At 68.9% G+C, this 17,695-nt stretch carries 16 protein-coding genes; 4 read left to right on the top strand and 12 right to left on the bottom strand.

The features are described from left to right. Window positions 1–17: 17 nt before the first annotated feature. A complete protein-coding gene (locus JL101_RS19865; RefSeq protein ID WP_203097670.1) occupies window positions 18–2,885 on the bottom strand; it encodes a DUF4214 domain-containing protein in 2,868 nt (955 codons plus the stop codon). 198 nt (window positions 2,886–3,083) lie between these two features. On the opposite strand from JL101_RS19865, the gene JL101_RS19860 reads away from it, so the two are divergent. Continuing rightward, window positions 3,084–4,448 (top strand): hypothetical protein, encoded by a 1,365-nt coding sequence (locus JL101_RS19860; protein ID WP_203097671.1) that lies wholly within the window; start codon window positions 3,084–3,086, stop codon window positions 4,446–4,448. Between the two features lies 1 nt (window position 4,449). Here JL101_RS19860 and pqqE read toward each other — a convergent pair whose 3' ends face one another. The 7 genes from pqqE to JL101_RS19825 form a co-directional block, all read right to left on the bottom strand. Further along, window positions 4,450–5,583 carry a pyrroloquinoline quinone biosynthesis protein PqqE gene (gene pqqE / locus JL101_RS19855; RefSeq protein WP_203097672.1) on the bottom strand — a complete coding sequence of 378 codons (1,134 nt, stop codon included), beginning with the start codon at window positions 5,581–5,583 and terminating at the stop codon, window positions 4,450–4,452. Continuing rightward, complete coding sequence (pqqD, locus tag JL101_RS19850) at window positions 5,580–5,858, bottom strand: pyrroloquinoline quinone biosynthesis peptide chaperone PqqD (RefSeq protein WP_203097673.1); 279 nt, start codon at window positions 5,856–5,858, stop codon at window positions 5,580–5,582. The genes pqqE and pqqD overlap by 4 nt, the downstream gene beginning before the upstream one ends. Window positions 5,859–5,861: 3 nt before the next feature. Then, window positions 5,862–6,596 carry a pyrroloquinoline-quinone synthase PqqC gene (gene pqqC / locus JL101_RS19845; protein ID WP_203097674.1) on the bottom strand — a complete coding sequence of 245 codons (735 nt, stop codon included), beginning with the start codon at window positions 6,594–6,596 and terminating at the stop codon, window positions 5,862–5,864. Next, window positions 6,593–7,507 carry a pyrroloquinoline quinone biosynthesis protein PqqB gene (gene pqqB, locus JL101_RS19840; protein ID WP_203097675.1) on the bottom strand — a complete coding sequence of 305 codons (915 nt, stop codon included), beginning with the start codon at window positions 7,505–7,507 and terminating at the stop codon, window positions 6,593–6,595. The genes pqqC and pqqB overlap by 4 nt, the downstream gene beginning before the upstream one ends. Window positions 7,508–7,547: 40 nt before the next feature. Continuing rightward, complete coding sequence (gene pqqA, locus JL101_RS19835) at window positions 7,548–7,625, bottom strand: pyrroloquinoline quinone precursor peptide PqqA (protein WP_084165078.1); 78 nt, start codon at window positions 7,623–7,625, stop codon at window positions 7,548–7,550. A 108-nt stretch (window positions 7,626–7,733) separates the two neighbouring features. Then, entirely contained in the window at window positions 7,734–8,711 is a 978-nt protein-coding gene (locus JL101_RS19830; protein WP_203097676.1) for a phosphatase PAP2 family protein, read from the bottom strand. Between the two features lie 55 nt (window positions 8,712–8,766). Further along, on the bottom strand, window positions 8,767–11,871 hold the full coding sequence (locus tag JL101_RS19825) for a phosphoenolpyruvate carboxylase (RefSeq protein ID WP_203097677.1): 3,105 nt from the start codon (window positions 11,869–11,871) through the stop codon (window positions 8,767–8,769). 311 nt (window positions 11,872–12,182) lie between these two features. Between JL101_RS19825 and JL101_RS19820 the strand changes: the two genes are divergently transcribed. The 3 genes from JL101_RS19820 to JL101_RS19810 all read left to right on the top strand — a co-directional run bounded on the left by JL101_RS19820 (window position 12,183) and on the right by JL101_RS19810 (window position 15,100). Then, window positions 12,183–13,733, top strand: coding sequence for a bifunctional aminoglycoside phosphotransferase/ATP-binding protein (locus JL101_RS19820; RefSeq protein WP_203097678.1), 1,551 nt, complete (start codon window positions 12,183–12,185; stop codon window positions 13,731–13,733). A gap of 144 nt (window positions 13,734–13,877) precedes the next feature. After that, window positions 13,878–14,741 (top strand): universal stress protein, encoded by an 864-nt coding sequence (locus JL101_RS19815; RefSeq protein ID WP_203097679.1) that lies wholly within the window; start codon window positions 13,878–13,880, stop codon window positions 14,739–14,741. 89 nt (window positions 14,742–14,830) lie between these two features. Then, complete coding sequence (locus tag JL101_RS19810; protein ID WP_203097680.1) at window positions 14,831–15,100, top strand: hypothetical protein; 270 nt, start codon at window positions 14,831–14,833, stop codon at window positions 15,098–15,100. Between the two features lie 221 nt (window positions 15,101–15,321). Here the strand turns inward: JL101_RS19810 and JL101_RS19805 are convergent, their stop codons facing one another. From JL101_RS19805 to pgsA, 4 genes are all read right to left on the bottom strand, one after another. Next, entirely contained in the window at window positions 15,322–16,092 is a 771-nt protein-coding gene (locus tag JL101_RS19805) for a substrate-binding periplasmic protein (protein ID WP_203097681.1), read from the bottom strand. Window positions 16,093–16,264: 172 nt separating this feature from the next. Continuing rightward, window positions 16,265–16,738, bottom strand: coding sequence for a molybdenum cofactor biosynthesis protein MoaE (locus tag JL101_RS19800; protein ID WP_203097682.1), 474 nt, complete (start codon window positions 16,736–16,738; stop codon window positions 16,265–16,267). A 4-nt stretch (window positions 16,739–16,742) separates the two neighbouring features. After that, window positions 16,743–16,994, bottom strand: a complete 252-nt coding sequence (gene moaD / locus JL101_RS19795; RefSeq protein ID WP_203097683.1) for a molybdopterin converting factor subunit 1 — start codon at window positions 16,992–16,994, stop codon at window positions 16,743–16,745. Between the two features lie 42 nt (window positions 16,995–17,036). Next, on the bottom strand, window positions 17,037–17,666 hold the full coding sequence (gene pgsA, locus JL101_RS19790; protein ID WP_203097684.1) for a CDP-diacylglycerol--glycerol-3-phosphate 3-phosphatidyltransferase: 630 nt from the start codon (window positions 17,664–17,666) through the stop codon (window positions 17,037–17,039). Window positions 17,667–17,695: the final 29 nt, after the last annotated feature.

Raw genomic sequence — 17,695 nt, 5'->3', positions numbered from 1 at the left:
GACAACACTGATTCCAGTCAGGCGAACCAGATCCCGTCGTCGATGTACGGAGCCCGCTGCATCTTGTGCTCGACCGATTCGGAGAAACCGACCAGCGCCTCGGTCCGGGTCATGCCGGCGTCCAGGGCGCCGGTCCAGTTCCGCAGGCCGTCCGGATCGCCCTGGCGGTCCAGCACGTTGCGGTACAGGAGGTCGACGAACCCCGCGTTGTCCACCGCGCCGTAGCGTTGCTGGAACTCGTTCGAGCCGATGAACCCTCCGGCGGCCTCGTGCAGCGTCATGCCGGCCTTGACCGCCGCCGTCCAGGCGACCAGCCCTCCGGCGTCGGGAAGGCGGTCGAACGCGCTGTCGTAGAGACGGGCCACCGCCGCGGCGTGATCGTCGCGCAGCCAGAGTCCCTGCTCGATGACGGGAGCGGTCCGCTGGACGTTCTCCCCCGATTCCGAGAAGCCGACCAGTGCTTCGGCCCGGGTGAGGCCGGCGCCCAGCGCGCCGGCCCAGTTGGACACGCCCGTTTCCTCGCCCTCGCGATGGAGGACGTTGCGGTAGAGCTGTTCCACGAAGCCCCGGTCGTCCAGCGGACCATAGTGGAACCGGAACTCCTCGGACCCGATGAAACCGTCGGCCGCCCGGGCGAGCGTCAGCGCTCCGGCGTCCAGGGCCGCCTTCCAGGCGAGCAGGCCGTCGGGGTCCGGCCTGCGGTCCAGGGCCGCGCCGTAGAGCCGGTGGACCTGCGCCGCGGTGTCCCCGGTATCGGTCACGTAGCGGCCGTCGGCGAAGACCAGATGCTCAACCCCGCGCACGGTGTCCGCACCGTCCGGCCCGGACACCGCTCCGCCGCCCGTGTCGAAGGTCACGGCGTATTGTCGGCGGGGACCCGTCCATACGGCGGTGTCGATGCCCGGACCGCCGTCGATCAGGTCGCTTCCGGCACCGCCTTCCAGCCGGTCGTTGCCGGTACCGCCGTAGAGGCGGTCGTCGCCGTCACCGCCGAAGATCCGGTCGTGGCCGCCCTCGCCCTGGATCAGGTCGCTTCCGGCACCGCCGCGCAGCAGGTCGGCCCCGGCGCCTCCGGCAAGTGTCAGCCCGACCGGGCCGTCGCCGAAGGAGCCACCGTCGTCGGCGGCGAAGGCGGTGCCGCGGAGGGCGGCGATGGCCGCCAGCTTCTCCGGGAGGACGGTGCGCCAGTCGGCGTCCAGGATGCCGCCGGTATCGGTGGAGTTCGGGTTCCAAGACCACCAGGCCCAGGACAGCCCGGACGTGGGCTGGCCGGCGTCGGTCGCGCCGTCGCCGTCCAGATCGCCGTTCAGTGTCGCCGTGAGCTTCGACAGCCAGACCAGGTCCTTCGGGTCGTTCAGCTTGGTGCCGAACTCGCCCAGCAGCACGGGGGCGATGTTCTGCCGCGCGATGAAGCCCCATTGGGTGTCGAACAGGTCCTGCAGATCCGCGGCGTAGCCGTCGCCCTGGAACCACGGCTGCGGATGGACGGAGTTGGGATAGTCGTGGGGGGAGTAGACGAGCTTGCCGGCGACGGGCAGTTCGACCGGGTCGTCGGCGACGCCCTGCAGGTTGCCGCCCCACCAGTACCAGCTTCCCTTGTAGCTCTCGATCCCCTCGACCAGGATCAGCCAGTCGGGATTGACCGCCTGGATCGCCGCGCCGGCCCGCTCGGCCGCCGCTTCCCAGTCGGTGGCGGAATTGCCGTCGCCCCAGGTCGCCGGGCCGTGCGGCTCGTTGTGCAGGTCGGCGGCGACCACGGTGCTGTTGCCCTTGTAGCGCTGGGCCAGCATCACCCAGTCGTCGATCCATTCCTGGTCGGTATGGGCGCCCTCGTACCACAGGCCGTTCTTGTTCGGACCGTCGCCGGCGGCGCTGCGGTGATGGTCGAGGATGATGCGCAGCCCGATCCGCCCGGCATGCTCGACGATCTTGTCGATGATTCCGAGGCCGTCGAGCCCGATCAGGTCCGGGTTGAGGGTGCCGCTGATGTTTTCCGGAGGCTTGCCGTCCAGCAGTTCGGACGAGAAGGGAAGGCGGATCGCGTTGAAGCCCGCGTCGGCCATCTGCTTCATCATGTCCTGCCAGTTCCGAACATCCAGCCCGTCCGGCGAGGCGCGCAGGGACTCCAGGCCGAACCAATTGACGGCGGCCAGGCGGACCGGCGTGCCGGCGGCATCGACGATCTCGTTGCCGCGGGTGGACAGGAAGCCGTCGGCGACCACGCCCGGCGCCGCGGGCGACGGGCCGTCGTCGTCATGGATCGTTCCGGTCGCCTGCCAGCGGACCGGAACGGCCCCCTCGGCCGACTTGACCACCAGCCGCAGCGTCTCGTTCAGCTCGGCCGCGGTGTCGCCGGTGAGATCGATCCGGACGGCAGCCTTCGTCTCGCCCGGGGCGAAGGTCACGGTGCCGCCGGCGGTCCGGTAATCGGCCCCGGCGGTGGCGCCGCCGGCGGCCGTCTCCCAACGCACCGTGACCGGCGTCGCCGACGCCTGCGACAGGCTGAGGTCGAACGTCAGCGGCGCGGTGCCGGCATCCCCCTCGACCGCGAAGCCGTCGGTCACCGTCAGGTATGGCATCGCGTCGGCCTGTCCGGGAGCGGACGGCAGGAACACCGGCTCCGCCGGGGTGCCCTGCGCCGTGAAGCCGATATTGGCGCTCTGGCCGGGCGCCAGGGTCCCGTTCATGCCGACATTGCCGAAGGTGGTCACCCCCGTCGGCGAGGGCAGCGCGGTGACGTTCCACCAGGACTGGATGACCCAGGGCGCTGCGAACGACAGACGCCAGTCGGTCACGGTCTCCGGGCCGTCGTTGATCACCAGGATCTCGGCCGCGAAACCCTGGTCCCAGACATTGCCGAGCTTGAAGACTGTACGGATACCCATGGAAATCGCCCTTGATCGTCTGCCGGACCAGGGAAGATTGATAGTGGGATTCGAGACGAATTTAGCCCTTTATAAAGGATTGCAGCGGGCCGCATGTGCGCCACCCCGATGGCTGCGCCAATTTTTCTAGCGCGTTCGATAGAGGTAATATGCGACACTCGCCGCATGGATTGCCGCGGGTAAGGGTGGAAAATCGGCATGGACGTCGCCGGGTTCAGGTTCGCGGTCGAGACGCTGAAGAAAGGCAGGTGGTCGGTCCTGTGCCTGATGGCCGACGACATCGCCGCCGCGCGCATGGCCTATTCGCTGATGACGCTGTACCCGTACGACGGCGTGCGGCTCGCGCTGTTCGACCCGGGGCTGGACGACAGGCCCGAGCGGGTGATCTGGGAGCATCTGAAAGCGCCGGAGGAGGAAGGGCAGGAAGCGATCGATGCCGACGATGTCCTCGACCTGACCCCGATGCCGGAAGGGCATTCCCCGGAGGACGCCGCCGAGGATGGCCCGCGCTCCTTCCGCCTGGGTTCGGAACCGGAGATCGACGATCCGGGAGCGGTCGCCAGGCGCAAGCTTTCCCGCGGCAGGTCCGCGGCCGCCCCGAAAGCGGCGCCCCGCCTCTGGCCGCCCGGCCGGCGGCTTGCCGGCAGGGCGATCGGCGCAGGGCTCGTGATTTCCGGCATCTTCGGGGCCGCCTTGCTGAACCTGCCCGAACGGCCGCCGCCGCGCCCGCCGGAACAGCCTTCGCGTCTCGCGAACCTGGCGCCGGCGCTGCCCCAGGCCGCCGCGCCCCCGGCTCTGGCCCCGGCTCCGGCGGAGACTGCGGCCGCCGAACCGGCTCCTGCCGAACCGGCTTCCGGCACGTCCCCGATCCTGGGCAAATGGGCGAAGGACACGCCGGCCTGCGCCAACGACTACCTGATCTTCCAGCCGGACAGCAGCGTCCTGGTCGATGCGCGGCTGGCGCTCGCCTCGGGCGGGCCGGTCTTCTACGGCACGGAGGGTGGGGACATCACGGTCTTCGACGGGACCTCCGAATCGCGCTACCGCGCGCTGGCCCCGGACCGGCTCCGGCAGGTCTCCTATTTCAGCAGCCGCACCGGACCGCACGAAGGCGGGCCGACCCTGGTCCGCTGCCCCGACGCCGAGCCGCCGCCAGGGGTGGAATGGGCGCCGGACCCGATCGACCGCGCGACCGCGCTGTCACGGCTCGACGAGGCCCGCTCCCGCTTCGAGGCCGCCCGCGCGGTGGCGGGCTCGCCGTCCGTCCCGGCCCCGTTGCGCGGGCGCTGGGGCGCGCGGTGCGACATCGGCTACCTGCAATGGGAAGACGGCGTCCAGACCTCGTGGAGTACGTTCGGCGGCGACGAGAAACGCGCGATATCGGCCTACAAGGAACTGGGAACCCGCTTCACCATCGTGTTCGAGGGCGGCTATACCCAGTTCTACGACCTCGTCGCCGAAGACCAGATCGTGCTGGCCGGCATCGGCGCCCAGGGGGTCATGACCGACCCGGCGCCGCCGCCCTGGACCGGACGGCGCTGCCCGGTCCCGGCGCAGTCCTGACTCACGCCCCGCCGATCCGGCGGTAGACGAAGGGCGGGGGTACCGCGCCCGCTTCCCGTTCCGCAAGGGCGAAGATCTCTTCGTGGAACGGCGACAGTCCGCAGGCCGGATCGACCGCGTCTGCCTTTCCGGTCAGCGCGAAGGCCTGGCACCGGCAGCCGCCCCAGTCGATCTCCCGGCGGTCGCAGGTCCGGCAGGTCTCCGGCATCCAGTCGGTGCCGCGATAGGCCTGGAACGCGGCCGAGTTTCGCCAGATATCCCCCAGCGGACGGTCCTGGACGCGGTCGAATTCCAGCCCGGTGATGCTCTCGGCCGCGTGGCAGGGCAGCACCTTGCCGGCCGGCGAGACGTTGAGGAACTGGCGGCCCCAGCCGCCCATGCAGGATTTCGGGCGCTTGGCGTAATAGTCCGGGATGACATAGTCGATCATCAGCCGGCCCTTCAGCCGCTCCCGCGCCTCGGTCACCACCTCGGTCGCCCGGTCGAGCTGCTCGCGGGTCGGCAGCAGCGCCGCCCGGTTCTTCAGCGCCCAGCCGTAATACTGGACGTGGGCGACCTCCAGCCGCTCCGCCCCCAGGTCCAGGGCGAGTTGGATCATCTCCTCCAGCCGGCCGAGGTTGTGCCGGTGGACGACGGCGTTGACGGTCAGCGGCAGGTCCGCCTCGCGGATCAGGCGCGCGACTTCCAGCTTGCGGGCCTGGGCGCCCGCGAAATTGCCGATCCGCTCGGCGCTGCCGACGTCGGTGTCCTGGAAGCTGAGCTGCACATGGTCCAGCCCGGCGTCGTACAGTTCCTTCAGCCGGGCCGCGTCGAGCAGCACGCCCGAGGTGATCAGGTTGGTGTAGCAGCCGAGTTTGGCCGCGTGCCGGATCAGTTCCGCAAGGTCCTTGCGCACTGTCGGCTCGCCGCCGGAGAAATGGACTTGAAGGATGCCCAGCTCGGCCGCCTCCGTCAGCACCCGCTTCCAGGTCGCAGTGTCCAGCTCCGCGCCGGAGCGTTCCAGCTCCACCGGGTTGGAGCAGTAGGGGCATTGCAGCGGGCAGCGGTGGGTCAGCTCGGCCAGAAGCGCCAGCGGCGGCGCCGGAGAAGCCTTGCCGGCGCTGTCCTTCGCGGGAGACGGCGAGAGGGCGTTCATGTCGTGATGATCCCCTTGTCGGACAGGTCCTGGAGCATGGCGACCACGTCGGCGGCGACCACGTCGCGTTCCGCCTCGAAGGTCCTCGCCAGATCGTCGATGATGTCCTTCAAGGTGGTATCGCCGTCACAGCGTTTCAGGACCTCGACCGCGATTTCGTCGGGCATGAAGACTTTTTCCGGGGCCAGGACGACCCAGGCCTCGCGGGCCTGGTCGAACCGGAACTTCACGTGCCGCGGCAGGCGCGGCACGTTTTCCTCGGTGATCGTCGCCATGGCTCAGCGCCGCTCGGGCACGAAGGCGCCCGGGGGGATGTGGCCGGGGGAGACATAGGCGTGGTACAGCGCGTCCAGCTGCGCCCACAGCACGTCGCACTTGAACTCCAGCGCCGCCAGCACCGCCTGCTGCTGGTCGGGGCGGCGGGCCTCCCGCTTGACGTAGGCCAGCGCGAAGTCGGCGTCACGCGGCGCCTCGGTCAGGCGGTTGTTGAAATAGGCCAGCGTTTCCTTGCTGACGAAATCGTAGTTCGCCAGCATGCCGGAGACCCGGTTCTGGATGATGCCGGGCGAAAACAGCTCGGTCAGCGACGAGGCGACCGCTTCCAGCACGGTCCGATCGCGCACGAAATGGACATAGGCTTCCACCGCGAACTTGGTCGCGGGCAGGATGCCGACGCAGCTCTCCACATAGGCGGTGTCGAGCTTCAGCCCTTCCGTCAGCTTCAGCCAGCGGGCGATGCCGCCTTCCCCAGGCTGGGTGCCGTCATGGTCGATGATGCGCTGGCGCCAGGCCCGCCGGTCCTCGACGCTGGTCAGGCGGGACAGCACGACCGAATCCTTGATCGGGATATTGCACTGGTAATAGTAGCGGTTCAGCGCCCAGGCCTGCACCTGGCCGAAATCCAGCTTGCCGGTGTGCAGCAGCTGGTGGAACGGGTGGAGGCTGTGATAGCGCGCGGCGCCGATGGCGCGCAGGCGTTCTTCGAGCTGGTCCTGGCTCAGCAGTTCGGTCATGGCGAAACTTCCCGTCCGTCTTCCCCCACTTCCCAGCCGGCCTCTTCGACGGCGGCGCGTTCCGGGCTGTCATCCAGCAGGATGGGGTTGGTGTTGTTGATGTGGATGAAGATCTTGCGCCGGATGCCTAGATCGGCGAAGGCGGCCAGCGACCCGTCGGGGCCGGACACGCTCATGTGGCCCATGCGGCGGCCGGTCTTGCTGCCGACGCCGTTCAGGACCATCTCGTCGTCCCGCCAAAGGGTGCCGTCGAACAGCAGCAGGTCGGCCCCGCGCAGGCGGTCGGCCAATGCCGGGGTCAGCTTCGCGCAGCCGGGAACGTAGAAGAAGCTCCTGCCGCCGCCGCTGATGCGGAGGCCCACGGTGTCCTCGGTCTCGCCGTCCAGCACGGGGGCGGCGTCCTCCAGGTAGAGCGCCACTTTGCCCGGCACGGCGAACATCTCGACACGGATGCCGCTGGGGCCGTCGGGGCCCACCAGTTCGACCGGATCGTTCAGCGCCAGGGTGCGGCGCTCGACGAGGTCCGGGTTGAGAACCTGGAAGATGCTGTTGGCGGCCAGCACCGCTTGGATGCGTGAGGTCGCGTAGAGCGACAGCGGCTGGCTTTCTCGGAGGTTTATCAGTCCCGCGATATGGTCCACGTCGCCGTTGGTCAGGACGACGCCGGCGATAGGGCTGTGCCGCTTGCCGTGGCGCGGGTGAAGCAGGGGTGTGTTCAGGATCTGCTGGCGCAGGTCGGGCGACGCGTTCAGCAGGAACCAGCGCTCGCCGTCGGCGCTGATCGCGAGCGACGACTGCGTCCGGGGCTTGGCCGCCGGATCACCGGTGCGGGCGCGCCGGCAGGTGTCGCAATTGCAGTTCCATTGAGGGTAGCCACCGCCGGCGGCCGAGCCCAGCACAACTATCTTCACGGCCGTATCCAGTCTTCAACCGCAGGCGGGGGCGGATAGCTTAGATCTCAGCGCAGGCGTAGCAGTTGATTTCCATGCCGACGGCGATCTCGACGATGCGCGGGGTCTTCCACTTCATAGCGTGATCCTCTCCAGGTTGATGTTACGAGCAGCACTCGCCTCACCTTTTCGCGGTAAGGAACGCTATAATAGCGTCCCCGACGAGACTGTAACGCTGTACTTTGGTCTAAGTCCCGATCAGGTCAAGGGGCGGCCCCCGATCGGATCCCCGATCGGCGCCATGACCATTCGGAGTTCGCCTGCCGTCGCGCCGGGCCGTACGCCACTCCGTCACCGTCACGGCGACCGCCAGCCAGAAGCCGCCAACCAGATATCCGCTGGCGACGTCGCTGACGAAATGGACGCTCAGATAGATCCGGCTGAAGCCGATCAGCATGATCGCCACGGCCCCCCAGAACACCACCTCGAAGCGGGCGCGCGGCTGGGTCTGGATGGTGCGCCAGACACTGTACGCGATGAACCCGTAGACGGAGATGGCGGCGGTGGCGTGGCCGCTGGGGAAGGCCGGGCTGTGCTCGTCCAGCAGGTCCCAGGCGCCGGGCCGCTCGCGCGCGATCACGTATTTGGCGGTCCAGGTCGTCACCTGGGCCCCGACCAGGCAGATCCAGAACGGGACGACCAGATGGCCGCGGCTGCTGCTCCACCACAGCAGCGACGCAACCAGCCCGACGATGGTGATGGTCGGCCCCTGGCCCCACAGGGTCAGCCAGACCATGGCCCCGATGAAGGGCTCGACCCGGTGGGCGTCGAACCAGCGGTCCACGGCGTTGTCCATCGCCACCAGCTCCTCGGCCTCGTGCAGTTCCTGCACCAGGCCGCCGAACAGGGCCACCAGATAGATCGCGAAGATCACCAGCAGGGTCAGCGGCAGTCCCGTGAACGGGCGGGTGCTCAGCCGCGCCTTGACGAAGCGGAACGCGCGCGGGAAGCGGCTTTCGAGCAGCGTCACCACGGGGCGTTCGCGCACCCAGTGCCGCGACACCCTCACCGGTCCCTGGAGCCGCTGGGCGCCCCGGCGGACAAGCCACAGCAGCCCGCGCGCCAGCGCGTAGAGAGCCGTGAGCCCGGCGGCCAGGAGCACCAGGGCGAGCAGTAGATTCGAGGTGGAAATGGCGGACCTCCCGACGCTGACCAGATCCCGCATCAACGCCGGGCGGACTGGGAAGTTGCCGACCGCACCCCCCCCGGCGGAAGCCCCCTCAGCCGAAGAAGCCGATGCGGTGGACGACGCCGACGCTGACCCGGCGCATCAGCTCGTACAGGCCGGTCATCGGCTTGAAGATGTTCTCGTTCTCCCGCTGGTAGTTCTGACTCTCGTCGCTCGCATAGGTTGCTCGTTCCCCGAAATCGCCGGTCACCGCGGCGTCGGTCGTCGCGGGGAATATGCGTTCCAGCTGGCTGACGGCGGTCGGGATGTCCAGGTGGAGCACCCGCGTCATCAGCCGGGCGTGGGTCGTGTTGTGCTGGCTGCTGAACTGCGGGATATGGGTCGCCAGCAGGAAGATCTCGTGGATCAACGCGATCCGGACCGCGTGCAGGATGGCCAGCTGCTCCCGCGCCGCCGGGGTCACCAGCGCCCCGCAGCCGCCGCCCTCGATCTGCCCCAGCCCGTCGCGCAGCAGGCAATAGTCGGCGAACAGCCTTCGGCCGACCTTGGTCTGGCGGGCGTGGAGCTGGGTGTCCTCCAGGTAGCGCGCCAGCCGCCGCATCTCCTCCGCCCGGGCCTTGTCCGGCGTCTTGGCCGCGCGCAGCAGCCACAGCCCGGGATCGAGCGTGTCCACATAGGCCCGCAGCGCGTCGGGCGACGCGATCGCGGCGCCGTACTCGACCATGCCGATCAGCTGGCGGAACCGGCTGGACCGGGCATAGAGCTGCCGGAACCGCTCCGGATCCTTGCCGATCGCCTCGCCGACGCCGCTGATCGTGTTGGCCGGCAGGCCCAGCTGCTGAAGGATCGCGTTGTGCGGGATCGCGCGGATCTGGCTGACCGAGGCCTGCTCGCTGTCGTCGGCGCTGTCGTGCTGGCGCTTGATCGCCCGGCTGCCCGACGGGAACAGCAGGTTGGTGCCGAAGGCGCCCAGCAGCGTCGCGTAGTCCGGGTTCCTCACCAGCGAGACCTGGAATTCCTTCACGGTGGTGAAGAACTCGGTGATGTAGTCCGGGTCCTCGTAGAACGGGTCGCTCCGGGCGTCGCCCCGGTCGCCGAACATGTGCTCCAGGATCCGGGTGACCACGGCGAAGGCGCCGGCGGGCGTGACGAAATAGAGGAAGCCGTCGCCGCCCTGGAAGCTGACCTCCTGTTTGAAGTCCACCTTGCTGTCGGCCAGGAACTCCAGCGAATAGGGGGTCGCGGTGTAGCTCAGCCGCTCCTCGAACCCGGCGGGATGGGCGCCGCGGCCGATCGACTCGCCGTGGGTGTCGAAGATCACCAGCTGCACTCCGGTCAGGCCGTGCTTCGGGAACAGCCGCGCGATGCGCAGCCGCAGCCGCTCGATCGAGGCGGAGGCCGGCGTCTGCCCGAGGTAGCGCCCGGCGTCGGAGAAGCCGGTCTGGATGCACAGCCGCCCGCGCGCCTGGACATAGGCCCGGTAGTGCGGGTTCTCCAGCAGCTGGTCGATCACCCGGCTGCCCAGTTCCAGCGCCTTCTCGGTCTCGAACAGCGGGCTGATGTCGATCTTGTCCGCGACCCCGAACAGGCGGGCGTAGTAGAGCGCGGTCAGAGGCGTGAAGGCGGATTCGCACTCGGCGATCAGGAACCGGACGGGAGTGGTGGCGTCGGCGTATTTCAGCATCTGCGCCACGATCATGAACAGCCGCTTGGCCGAGGTCCGCTCCGACATGATCGAGCCGAAATTGATCGTCTGCGGCCTGACCTTGTCCAGCAACTCGTTCAGCGCCGCCAGGTAGGACTGGCGGTAGCGCGGGTCGTCGGGCGCCGTCTCCATCCCGACGGTCTTGCGGATCGCGTTGTGCAGCTGGGTCGCGTTGATCCGGACATGGGTGTGCGCCATGCCCAGGCCGTAGTTCGCCAGCTCCGCCCGCAGGGTGCACAGCCGGCGGATCGCCGGGTCGCGGTCGGTGCCGCCCGAGGTAGCCAGCCGGATGATGCGGTCGATCAGGCCGATCGCCTGGGAATTGTCGATCAGCCGCAGCGAGATGCCGTCATGCATGCGCTGGGCGATGCGCTGGATGTGGGGCAGGGCGCCGGCCTCGCCGGGGTCCTGGCCGAACACGCCGATCTCGTCGGTCACCTCGTTGATCGCCAGCGCCAGCCGCGATTCCAGCAGGTCCAGGGTGTGGCGGATCTCCTCCCCGGCCGAGGCGAGGCTGCGGACCGCGCGGACCTCCTCCCGGTAGTGGCGGAGCTGGCCGACCTGGACGATCAGGCGCTTGCGCAGCGTGTCGGTCCAGCGGATGTCCGACCGCCCGTCCAGGTCGTAGCCGACCCAGCTGGCGACCGTGATCATCTTGGGCGTCAGCTCGGTCCAGCGCTCGGGATAGACCTCCTCCGCGACGGCGTAGACGATCCCGTAGAGCCGGCGCAGCGCCGCCTGGACGTTGCCGATCGCGATCAGCGACAGGGTGTGTTCCCGGGTCAGGCTCAGGTCGTCGTCGGGACGGTGGGCCAGTCCGGCCATATGCTCGACCAGCTCGGCGCGGGTCGAGTCCGACAGCGGCGTGCCGTCGCCGGCCCGGCCCGACGCCAGGGTGGTCAGCAGCTCCATCAGCTCGCCCGACAGGTTGAAGGTCGGGTGCGCGGTCATGACGATGCCGAACAGCTCGCGCTCCACCTGGGTGCGGAACGCCTCGAACGGCACCGGCTTCCCGACGCCGGGCGGTACCGCCAGCGAGCGGATCCGGGCGGCCAGGGACGCGGCGTTGGCCTCGGGATCCATCTCCCCGACATAGCGCGACAGGCGGGCGGCGCGGCCGATGAAGCCGTCGGCCGACAGGTATTGGATCAGCTGCTCCAGCGTCGCGTAGGAGACCGAGCCGTCCTCGATCTTGCGCGACAGCTCCAGCGCCACCCGCTGCACCGGGTTGCTGAACGGATCGTCGTCGGTCGCGGCGGAGAACCGCCTCAAGGCCTCGCCCAGTTCCGCCGTCAGGGCGGCGAGGTCGGCAGGGGATGCGCTTCCCGCGGGAAAGCAGGCGTCGGCGGTCAGCAGAGGCCAGCGCAGGTCCGCCATGGGCGATCGGCCGGATCGCGATGTCGGGCCGGGTTCCGGCGCCGGGCCGGGCGCGGGCGGCACGGGGACGTCCGGAATGGGGGCGAGGGCGGAGACCGGGGCGTCCTGAGGCATCTTGCGGGCTTTCGTGGGGCGGTTGCGGCCCGGGACGGCACCGGCAACGGGTGCGAGGGGGCGCCGTGGCATGGCGTCGGTCTCTCCCATGTCGAGGCTTCCGGGGTCGGGGCTTCCGGGGAAGCTTGGTCCAGGCGGGACGGCGCGCCGAAGGTGCTGCGCCGCGGTACGGGAACGATGCGTCGGACCGATTCGCCTGTCAACGGTTAAGGGCCATGCTTTATGGAAACGCCCGCCGCGGTGCGGCAAGGGCCGGCGCCCCACCCCGCCTGCGCCTTCCATACCGGGCGAGGCGGCTGGTAGACTGGGGCATGACCCATGATCCCGCCCCTTCGGACCAGGCCGCCGTCGTGGAGTTCCTGTCCGCCCCGGGCACCCACGGGGGCGCCGCGGTCGAGCGAGTCGATACCCATGGAAGCATCGTCTTCCTGGCCGGTGATCGCGTCTACAAGCTGAAGCGCGCGGTCCGGTTTCCCTATATGGACTATGGCACGGTCGAGCGCCGGCGCGCCGCCTGCGAGGCGGAGGTGCGGCTGAACCGGCGCACGGCGCCCTCGGTCTATCTCGGGATCGCCCCGGTGCTGCGGCGGCCCGACGGCTCGCTCGCCCTGGGCGGGATCGGGGCGTCCGTATCGGAACCCGGCGTCCCGGCCGACTGGGTCGTGGCGATGGCTCGGCTGGACCAGGACACCCTGTTCGACCGCATGGCCGACCGCGGCGCGCTCACCGCCGGGCTGATGCGCGATCTCGCGGAAACGATCGCGGCCTTCCACGCCGGGGCCGAGGTGGTCACCGACCGCGGCGGGGCCGGTGCCATGCGCTGGGTGGTCGAGGACAATATCGCGGAACTGGCGGAACGGCCGGACGACTTCCCGCCCGACTGTGTCCGGGCACTCGGTACGGCCTCGACCGCCGCGCTCGACCGGCTCGGCGGGTTGCTGGACCGGCGGCGCGATGGCGGCTTCGTCCGGTTCTGCCACGGCGACCTGCATCTGCGGAACATCTGCCTTGTCGACGGCCGGCCGACGCTGTTCGACTGCGTGGAGTTCAACGACGACATCGCCGTCGTCGACGTGCTGTACGATCTGGCCTTCCTGCTGATGGACCTGGAGCATCGCGGGCTCCGCCCGCTGGCCAATACGCTGCTGAACCGGATGCTGGAACTGACGGGCGACTGCGACGGGCTGGCGCTGCTGCCGCTGTTCCTGTCCGCCCGCGCGGCCGTCCGGGCCAAGGTGCTGGCGAGCGGCGCCGCGGCGCAGCCCGATCCGGCGGCGGCCCATGCCGAGGCCGCGTCCTACCTGGACCATGCCGTGAGGGCGATCCAACCCCCGGAGCCCATGATGGTGGCGCTCGGCGGCCTGTCCGGGACCGGCAAGACGACGGTCGCACGCGCCCTGGCGCCAGGCATCGGCCCGGCGCCGGGAGCGGTGGTCCTGCGCAGCGACGTGCTGCGGAAGCAACTCTTCGGCGTGTCGGAAACCGAGCGGCTGCCGGCCGAGGCCTATTCCGGAGAGGTGACCCGCCGGGTCTATGCCGGACTGCTGGAGCGCGCCGGGCGCATCGTCCGGGCCGGGCACGCCGTTATCGTCGATGCCGTCAATGCCCGGCCGGAGGAGCGGACCGACCTGGAGGCGGCGGCGCGGGACGCCGGCGTGCCGTTCCGGGGCATCTGGCTGGAGGCGGACGCCGATACCCTGGCGGCCCGGGTGAGATTGCGGACCGGCGATGCGTCGGACGCGGACGAGGCCGTGGTGCGCCGCCAGCTTCTTTATGAAATTGAGCCGCTGACCTGGCATCGCATCTCGTCGGTCGGTGATACGGGATCGGTGATATCAAATATAGAGAAAATTATCGTATAATTACCACTGAATGGAGGGCGGCACGGATACATGCCCCGGGGGCAAGATTGTCTGCGCGAATTGATGTGCATCATTGTGGAGCGTGGCCGACGGTCTTAGTCTTGCGCTAACCATAAGGGTTCCCCGATCGAGGGAGAGACTGGAATGCTCCGAAAAATCCTGGTGCCACTGATCGGCCGCGACTGCGACCGCTCGGTCCTCGCGATGGGCTTCTCCGTCGCCAAGACGTTCGATGCCCATGTCGAGGCGCTGCATGTGGGCGGCGACCCGCGCGACATGGTTCCGATGCTGGGCGACGGGCTGTCCGGGGTCATGATCGAGGAGATCATGAAGGCGGCCGAGCAGGAATTCGCCGCCGACGCCGAGATCGCCCGGAAGCATTTCGAGGCGGCGCGCGCGGCCGCCCAGGCGGCCCTGGTGCAGTCCGCTCCCGGTCCGGGCATGGCATCGGGCCGGATGCGGACGGTGACCGGCGTGATGGAGGACGTGATCCCCCACGAGGCGCGGCTGGCCGATCTGGTCGTCTTTCCGCAGACGGCGGGGATCGGCGACAGCCGGCTTTCGGTGACGCTTGAAGCGACCCTGCTCGGTTCGGCCCGGCCGCTGCTGCTGGCCCCGGAACGGCCGCCGGCCAAGATCGGCGGGACGGTCGCGATCGCCTGGAACGGCGGGGCCGAATGCGCCCGCGCGGTCGCGGCGGCCATGCCTTTCCTGATCCGGGCCGCGTCGGTCCGCATCGTCACGGCCGATACCGCCGTCACCTCCGCCGAAGAGGCTGCCCGCCTGGCGGACTATCTCGCCTGGCACGGCATCCAGCCCATGGTCGACACGATCCGGCCGGCGAAGGAGTCGGTCGGCGCCGCCCTGATCGCCCGCGTCGGCGAACTGGAGGCCGACCTGCTGGTCATGGGCGGTTACGGCCACAGCCGGGTCCGCGAGATGATCCTCGGCGGCGTGACCCGGCACGTCCTGTCCCATCCCGGACTGCCGGTCCTGATGGCGCACTGAGGAGACCGGCGCGGAGGAACGGCGAGGCGGACGCGAATAATCCAAAAGCCCCGGACAACAGGGGCGACATACCGGAGGAGTTCCAAGACATGATCACGATAGAGGACTGCATCGCGCTCAGTGAACTGACCGAAAACGAAATCCTGGCCATTGCCGAGCACGAGCACGTGCCGGAGATGATCGCCCTGGAAATGGGAAACTATCTCCTGCACCGGCCCGACGGCGAGACCTGCATCAAGGGGATCATCCTCGACGACATCAGGCATGCGCAGGAACGGGGCGACATGCGGAACGTCGCCCGCCTGAAGCTGGTGCTCCGGCACTTCATGGATACCCACCAGGACGGCAGGCTCTGCTGAACGGGGTCCCGATGCGCGCTTCGCATGGCGGCCCGGAGCATCGTAAATCGGCCTTCGCCCGCAAGGACGAACGCGGACGCTCCAAATCGACGTTTCGGCCATGATGTCGGCGTCGGCCTTCGGCCGAGGCCGACCTACGGCAGACTATGTCGGTGCAACTGTAAAAACGAAACCGGCCCCCGCGCGAGCGGGGACCGAAGGGGTATCGTCGTTGCGCGCGGTCAGTTCAGGCCGTACTTGGCGAGCAGCCGGTCGAAGGTTCCGTCCTGCTGGATCACCTCGAAGGCCGACTGCCACTCCTCGATCTTGACCAGGTCGCCCTTGAGGCTGGTGCCGATGAAGGAGCCGGTGATTTCCACCGGGGTGCCGAACACCAACTGGTCCTTGCGGCCGATGCCGCGCCACTCGCTGACGGTCATCGGGTTGATGCCGTAGATCGACACGACCTTGCCGGCGGCCAGCCCTTCCACCAGGGCCTTGTTGGACGGGAACTCGACGGTGTTGGTCAGCCCGTATTCCTTCAGGAAGGTCTGGGAGGAGCTGCGCTCCAGCACGCCGATCGAGGCGACCTTCTTGGCCTCCTCCGGCGTGTTGATCGGCGCCGCGCCCGGCAGGGTGGTGAAGGACCGCTTCATGTCGAACATCTTGGTGATCCAGCGGAAGCTGTTCTCCCGCTGCGGCGTCCGGGTCAGCGGGAAGATCACGATGTTGGCTTCGTTCTGGGCGATCTTCGACGCGTCGGTCCAGAGCATCATCTCGATCGGGGCCGAAACCTTCACCAGCTTCTTGATCTCCTCGACGACGTCGTACAGGAAGCCCTTGTCGGTCCCCGAGTCGTCGGTCAGCGGGGGCAGGACGCCGGTGACGATCCGGATATCGGCCCGGGCGGTGCCAGCGGCGAACAACCCGGCGCACAGCACCAGGGCTGCGGCGGTTTGGACGGCCTTGCCGAAAAAGCTGCTCTTGTTGCCCGCACCATCGCGCTGGAACATGGGTGGTCCCTTTCGATCTGTTGTAAGTTCCCGGTTGGCTGCCCAGGATCCTCTATCGAAAGGGTTAGCTCAAAATTAATATGATGTCAGTGCGGCAAAATTACCAGTCATACGAAGTGTCGGGCGCATTCTAAGGAATGGCCTATGCCGAGGACGGATACGGGTGGCAGGTTCAGGACGATCCACCCTCCGGCGCCGTCCGAAGGACCCAGCGCGCCGCCGCGGCATCGTCGTCCTCCTTCGCCTCTACCCAGCGGCTGCCCTCGGAGTTTTCCTCCAGCTTCCAGAAGGGCGCGCGGGTCTTCAGCCAGTCGATCAGGAAGTGGCAGCTCTCGAAGGCGGCCTCGCGGTGGGCGCTGGCGGTGGCGACCAGCACGATCCTGTCGCCGGGCTCCAGGCGGCCGTAGCGATGGATGATCAGCACCGCCTGGAGCGGCCAGCGGCGCCTCGCCTCGTCCTCGATCCCGGCCAGCTGGCGTTCCGTCATGCCCGGATAGTGTTCCAGCGTCATGGCGCTCGGCCCGCCGCCCATCTCGCGCACGAGGCCGACGAAGCTGGTGACTCCGCCGATGCCGTGGTTGCCTTCGGTCAGGGCCGCCAGTTCGGCGCCGACGTCGAAATCCTCCCGCTGGACGCGGATCGCCATGCCTTCAGCCCCCCGTCACGGGCGGGAAGAGCGCCACCTCGTCCCCGGCGCGGAGCGGATGGTCGGGGCGGGCGTACTCCTGGTTGACCGCCACCCGGATGACGGCGGCGTTCGCGAAGGCGTCCGCGAACTGGGGGCCGCGGGTGCGCAGCCACTCGACCAGGGACGCCACGTCGCGCACATGCTCGGGCGGCGCCACCTCCTCCTGGGTGATCCCGGTCTTGGTCCGCAGCCAGGCGAAATAGAGCAGCTTCATGGCGATCGTTCCTGATGTGGCTTCAGCCGTCCGGTTCCGGTCTCAGCCCGCGCTGCGCGCCGTGTTGGCGCCGTGCGGCTGGGCCGGGCGGGGCACCGCTTCCGGCTCGGGTTCCCGTTCCTCGTTCATGTGCTTCCAGCCAGCCTGCATGTAGTCCCAGCCGGTGATCAGGGTCAGCAGCCCGGCGGCCCACAGGCCCATCTCGCCGATCGCCTGGACCGGCACGCCGGACGGGCCGTCGTTGCCGACGATCAGGATGCCGAGGGCCACCATCTGGATCGCGGTCTTCCATTTGGCGAGCTTGCTGACGGGCATGCCGACGCGGATCCCGGCCAGGAACTCGCGCAGGCCCGAGACCAGCACCTCCCGCAGCAGGATCAGGACGGCCGGCAGCACCGAGATTCCGCTCAGCTTGTCCACCGCCACCAGCATGAACAGCACGGCGGCGACCAGGAGCTTGTCGGCGATCGGGTCGAGGAACTTGCCGACGATCGACACCTGCGACCAGCTCCGCGCCAGGTAGCCGTCGAAATAGTCGGTGATCGCGGCCAGGGCGAACAGGGCGCACGCGGTCCAGGCCGCCCAGTGCTCACGGACGAAGAACAGCCCGATGATGATCGGGATGACGATGATCCGTGAGAGTGTCAGAAGATTGGGCAGGCTGGTCAGCATGACAAAAGGCTCTGATTGGCGGCGTTCCG

This window comes from Skermanella rosea (assembly GCF_016806835.2).
Lineage (GTDB): Bacteria > Pseudomonadota > Alphaproteobacteria > Azospirillales > Azospirillaceae > Skermanella > Skermanella rosea.
The sequence above is the reverse complement of the archived record's forward strand: the minus strand, read 5'-3'. Positions and strand labels throughout refer to the sequence as shown.

Excerpts from the sequence above, each read along its gene's own strand:
- JL101_RS19865 (WP_203097670.1), bottom strand. The coding sequence starts at position 2,885 with ATGGGTATCCGTACAGTCTTCAAGCTCGGCAATGTCTGGGACCAGGGT.
- JL101_RS19860 (WP_203097671.1), top strand. The coding sequence starts at position 3,084 with ATGGACGTCGCCGGGTTCAGGTTCGCGGTCGAGACGCTGAAGAAAGGC.
- pqqE (WP_203097672.1), bottom strand. The coding sequence starts at position 5,583 with ATGAACGCCCTCTCGCCGTCTCCCGCGAAGGACAGCGCCGGCAAGGCT.
- pqqD (WP_203097673.1), bottom strand. The coding sequence starts at position 5,858 with ATGGCGACGATCACCGAGGAAAACGTGCCGCGCCTGCCGCGGCACGTG.
- pqqC (WP_203097674.1), bottom strand. The coding sequence starts at position 6,596 with ATGACCGAACTGCTGAGCCAGGACCAGCTCGAAGAACGCCTGCGCGCC.
- pqqA (WP_084165078.1), bottom strand. The coding sequence starts at position 7,625 with ATGAAGTGGAAGACCCCGCGCATCGTCGAGATCGCCGTCGGCATGGAA.
- JL101_RS19830 (WP_203097676.1), bottom strand. The coding sequence starts at position 8,711 with ATGCGGGATCTGGTCAGCGTCGGGAGGTCCGCCATTTCCACCTCGAAT.
- JL101_RS19825 (WP_203097677.1), bottom strand. The coding sequence starts at position 11,871 with ATGCCTCAGGACGCCCCGGTCTCCGCCCTCGCCCCCATTCCGGACGTC.
- JL101_RS19820 (WP_203097678.1), top strand. The coding sequence starts at position 12,183 with ATGACCCATGATCCCGCCCCTTCGGACCAGGCCGCCGTCGTGGAGTTC.
- JL101_RS19815 (WP_203097679.1), top strand. The coding sequence starts at position 13,878 with ATGCTCCGAAAAATCCTGGTGCCACTGATCGGCCGCGACTGCGACCGC.
- JL101_RS19810 (WP_203097680.1), top strand. The coding sequence starts at position 14,831 with ATGATCACGATAGAGGACTGCATCGCGCTCAGTGAACTGACCGAAAAC.
- JL101_RS19805 (WP_203097681.1), bottom strand. The coding sequence starts at position 16,092 with ATGTTCCAGCGCGATGGTGCGGGCAACAAGAGCAGCTTTTTCGGCAAG.
- JL101_RS19800 (WP_203097682.1), bottom strand. The coding sequence starts at position 16,738 with ATGGCGATCCGCGTCCAGCGGGAGGATTTCGACGTCGGCGCCGAACTG.
- moaD (WP_203097683.1), bottom strand. The coding sequence starts at position 16,994 with ATGAAGCTGCTCTATTTCGCCTGGCTGCGGACCAAGACCGGGATCACC.
- pgsA (WP_203097684.1), bottom strand. The coding sequence starts at position 17,666 with ATGCTGACCAGCCTGCCCAATCTTCTGACACTCTCACGGATCATCGTC.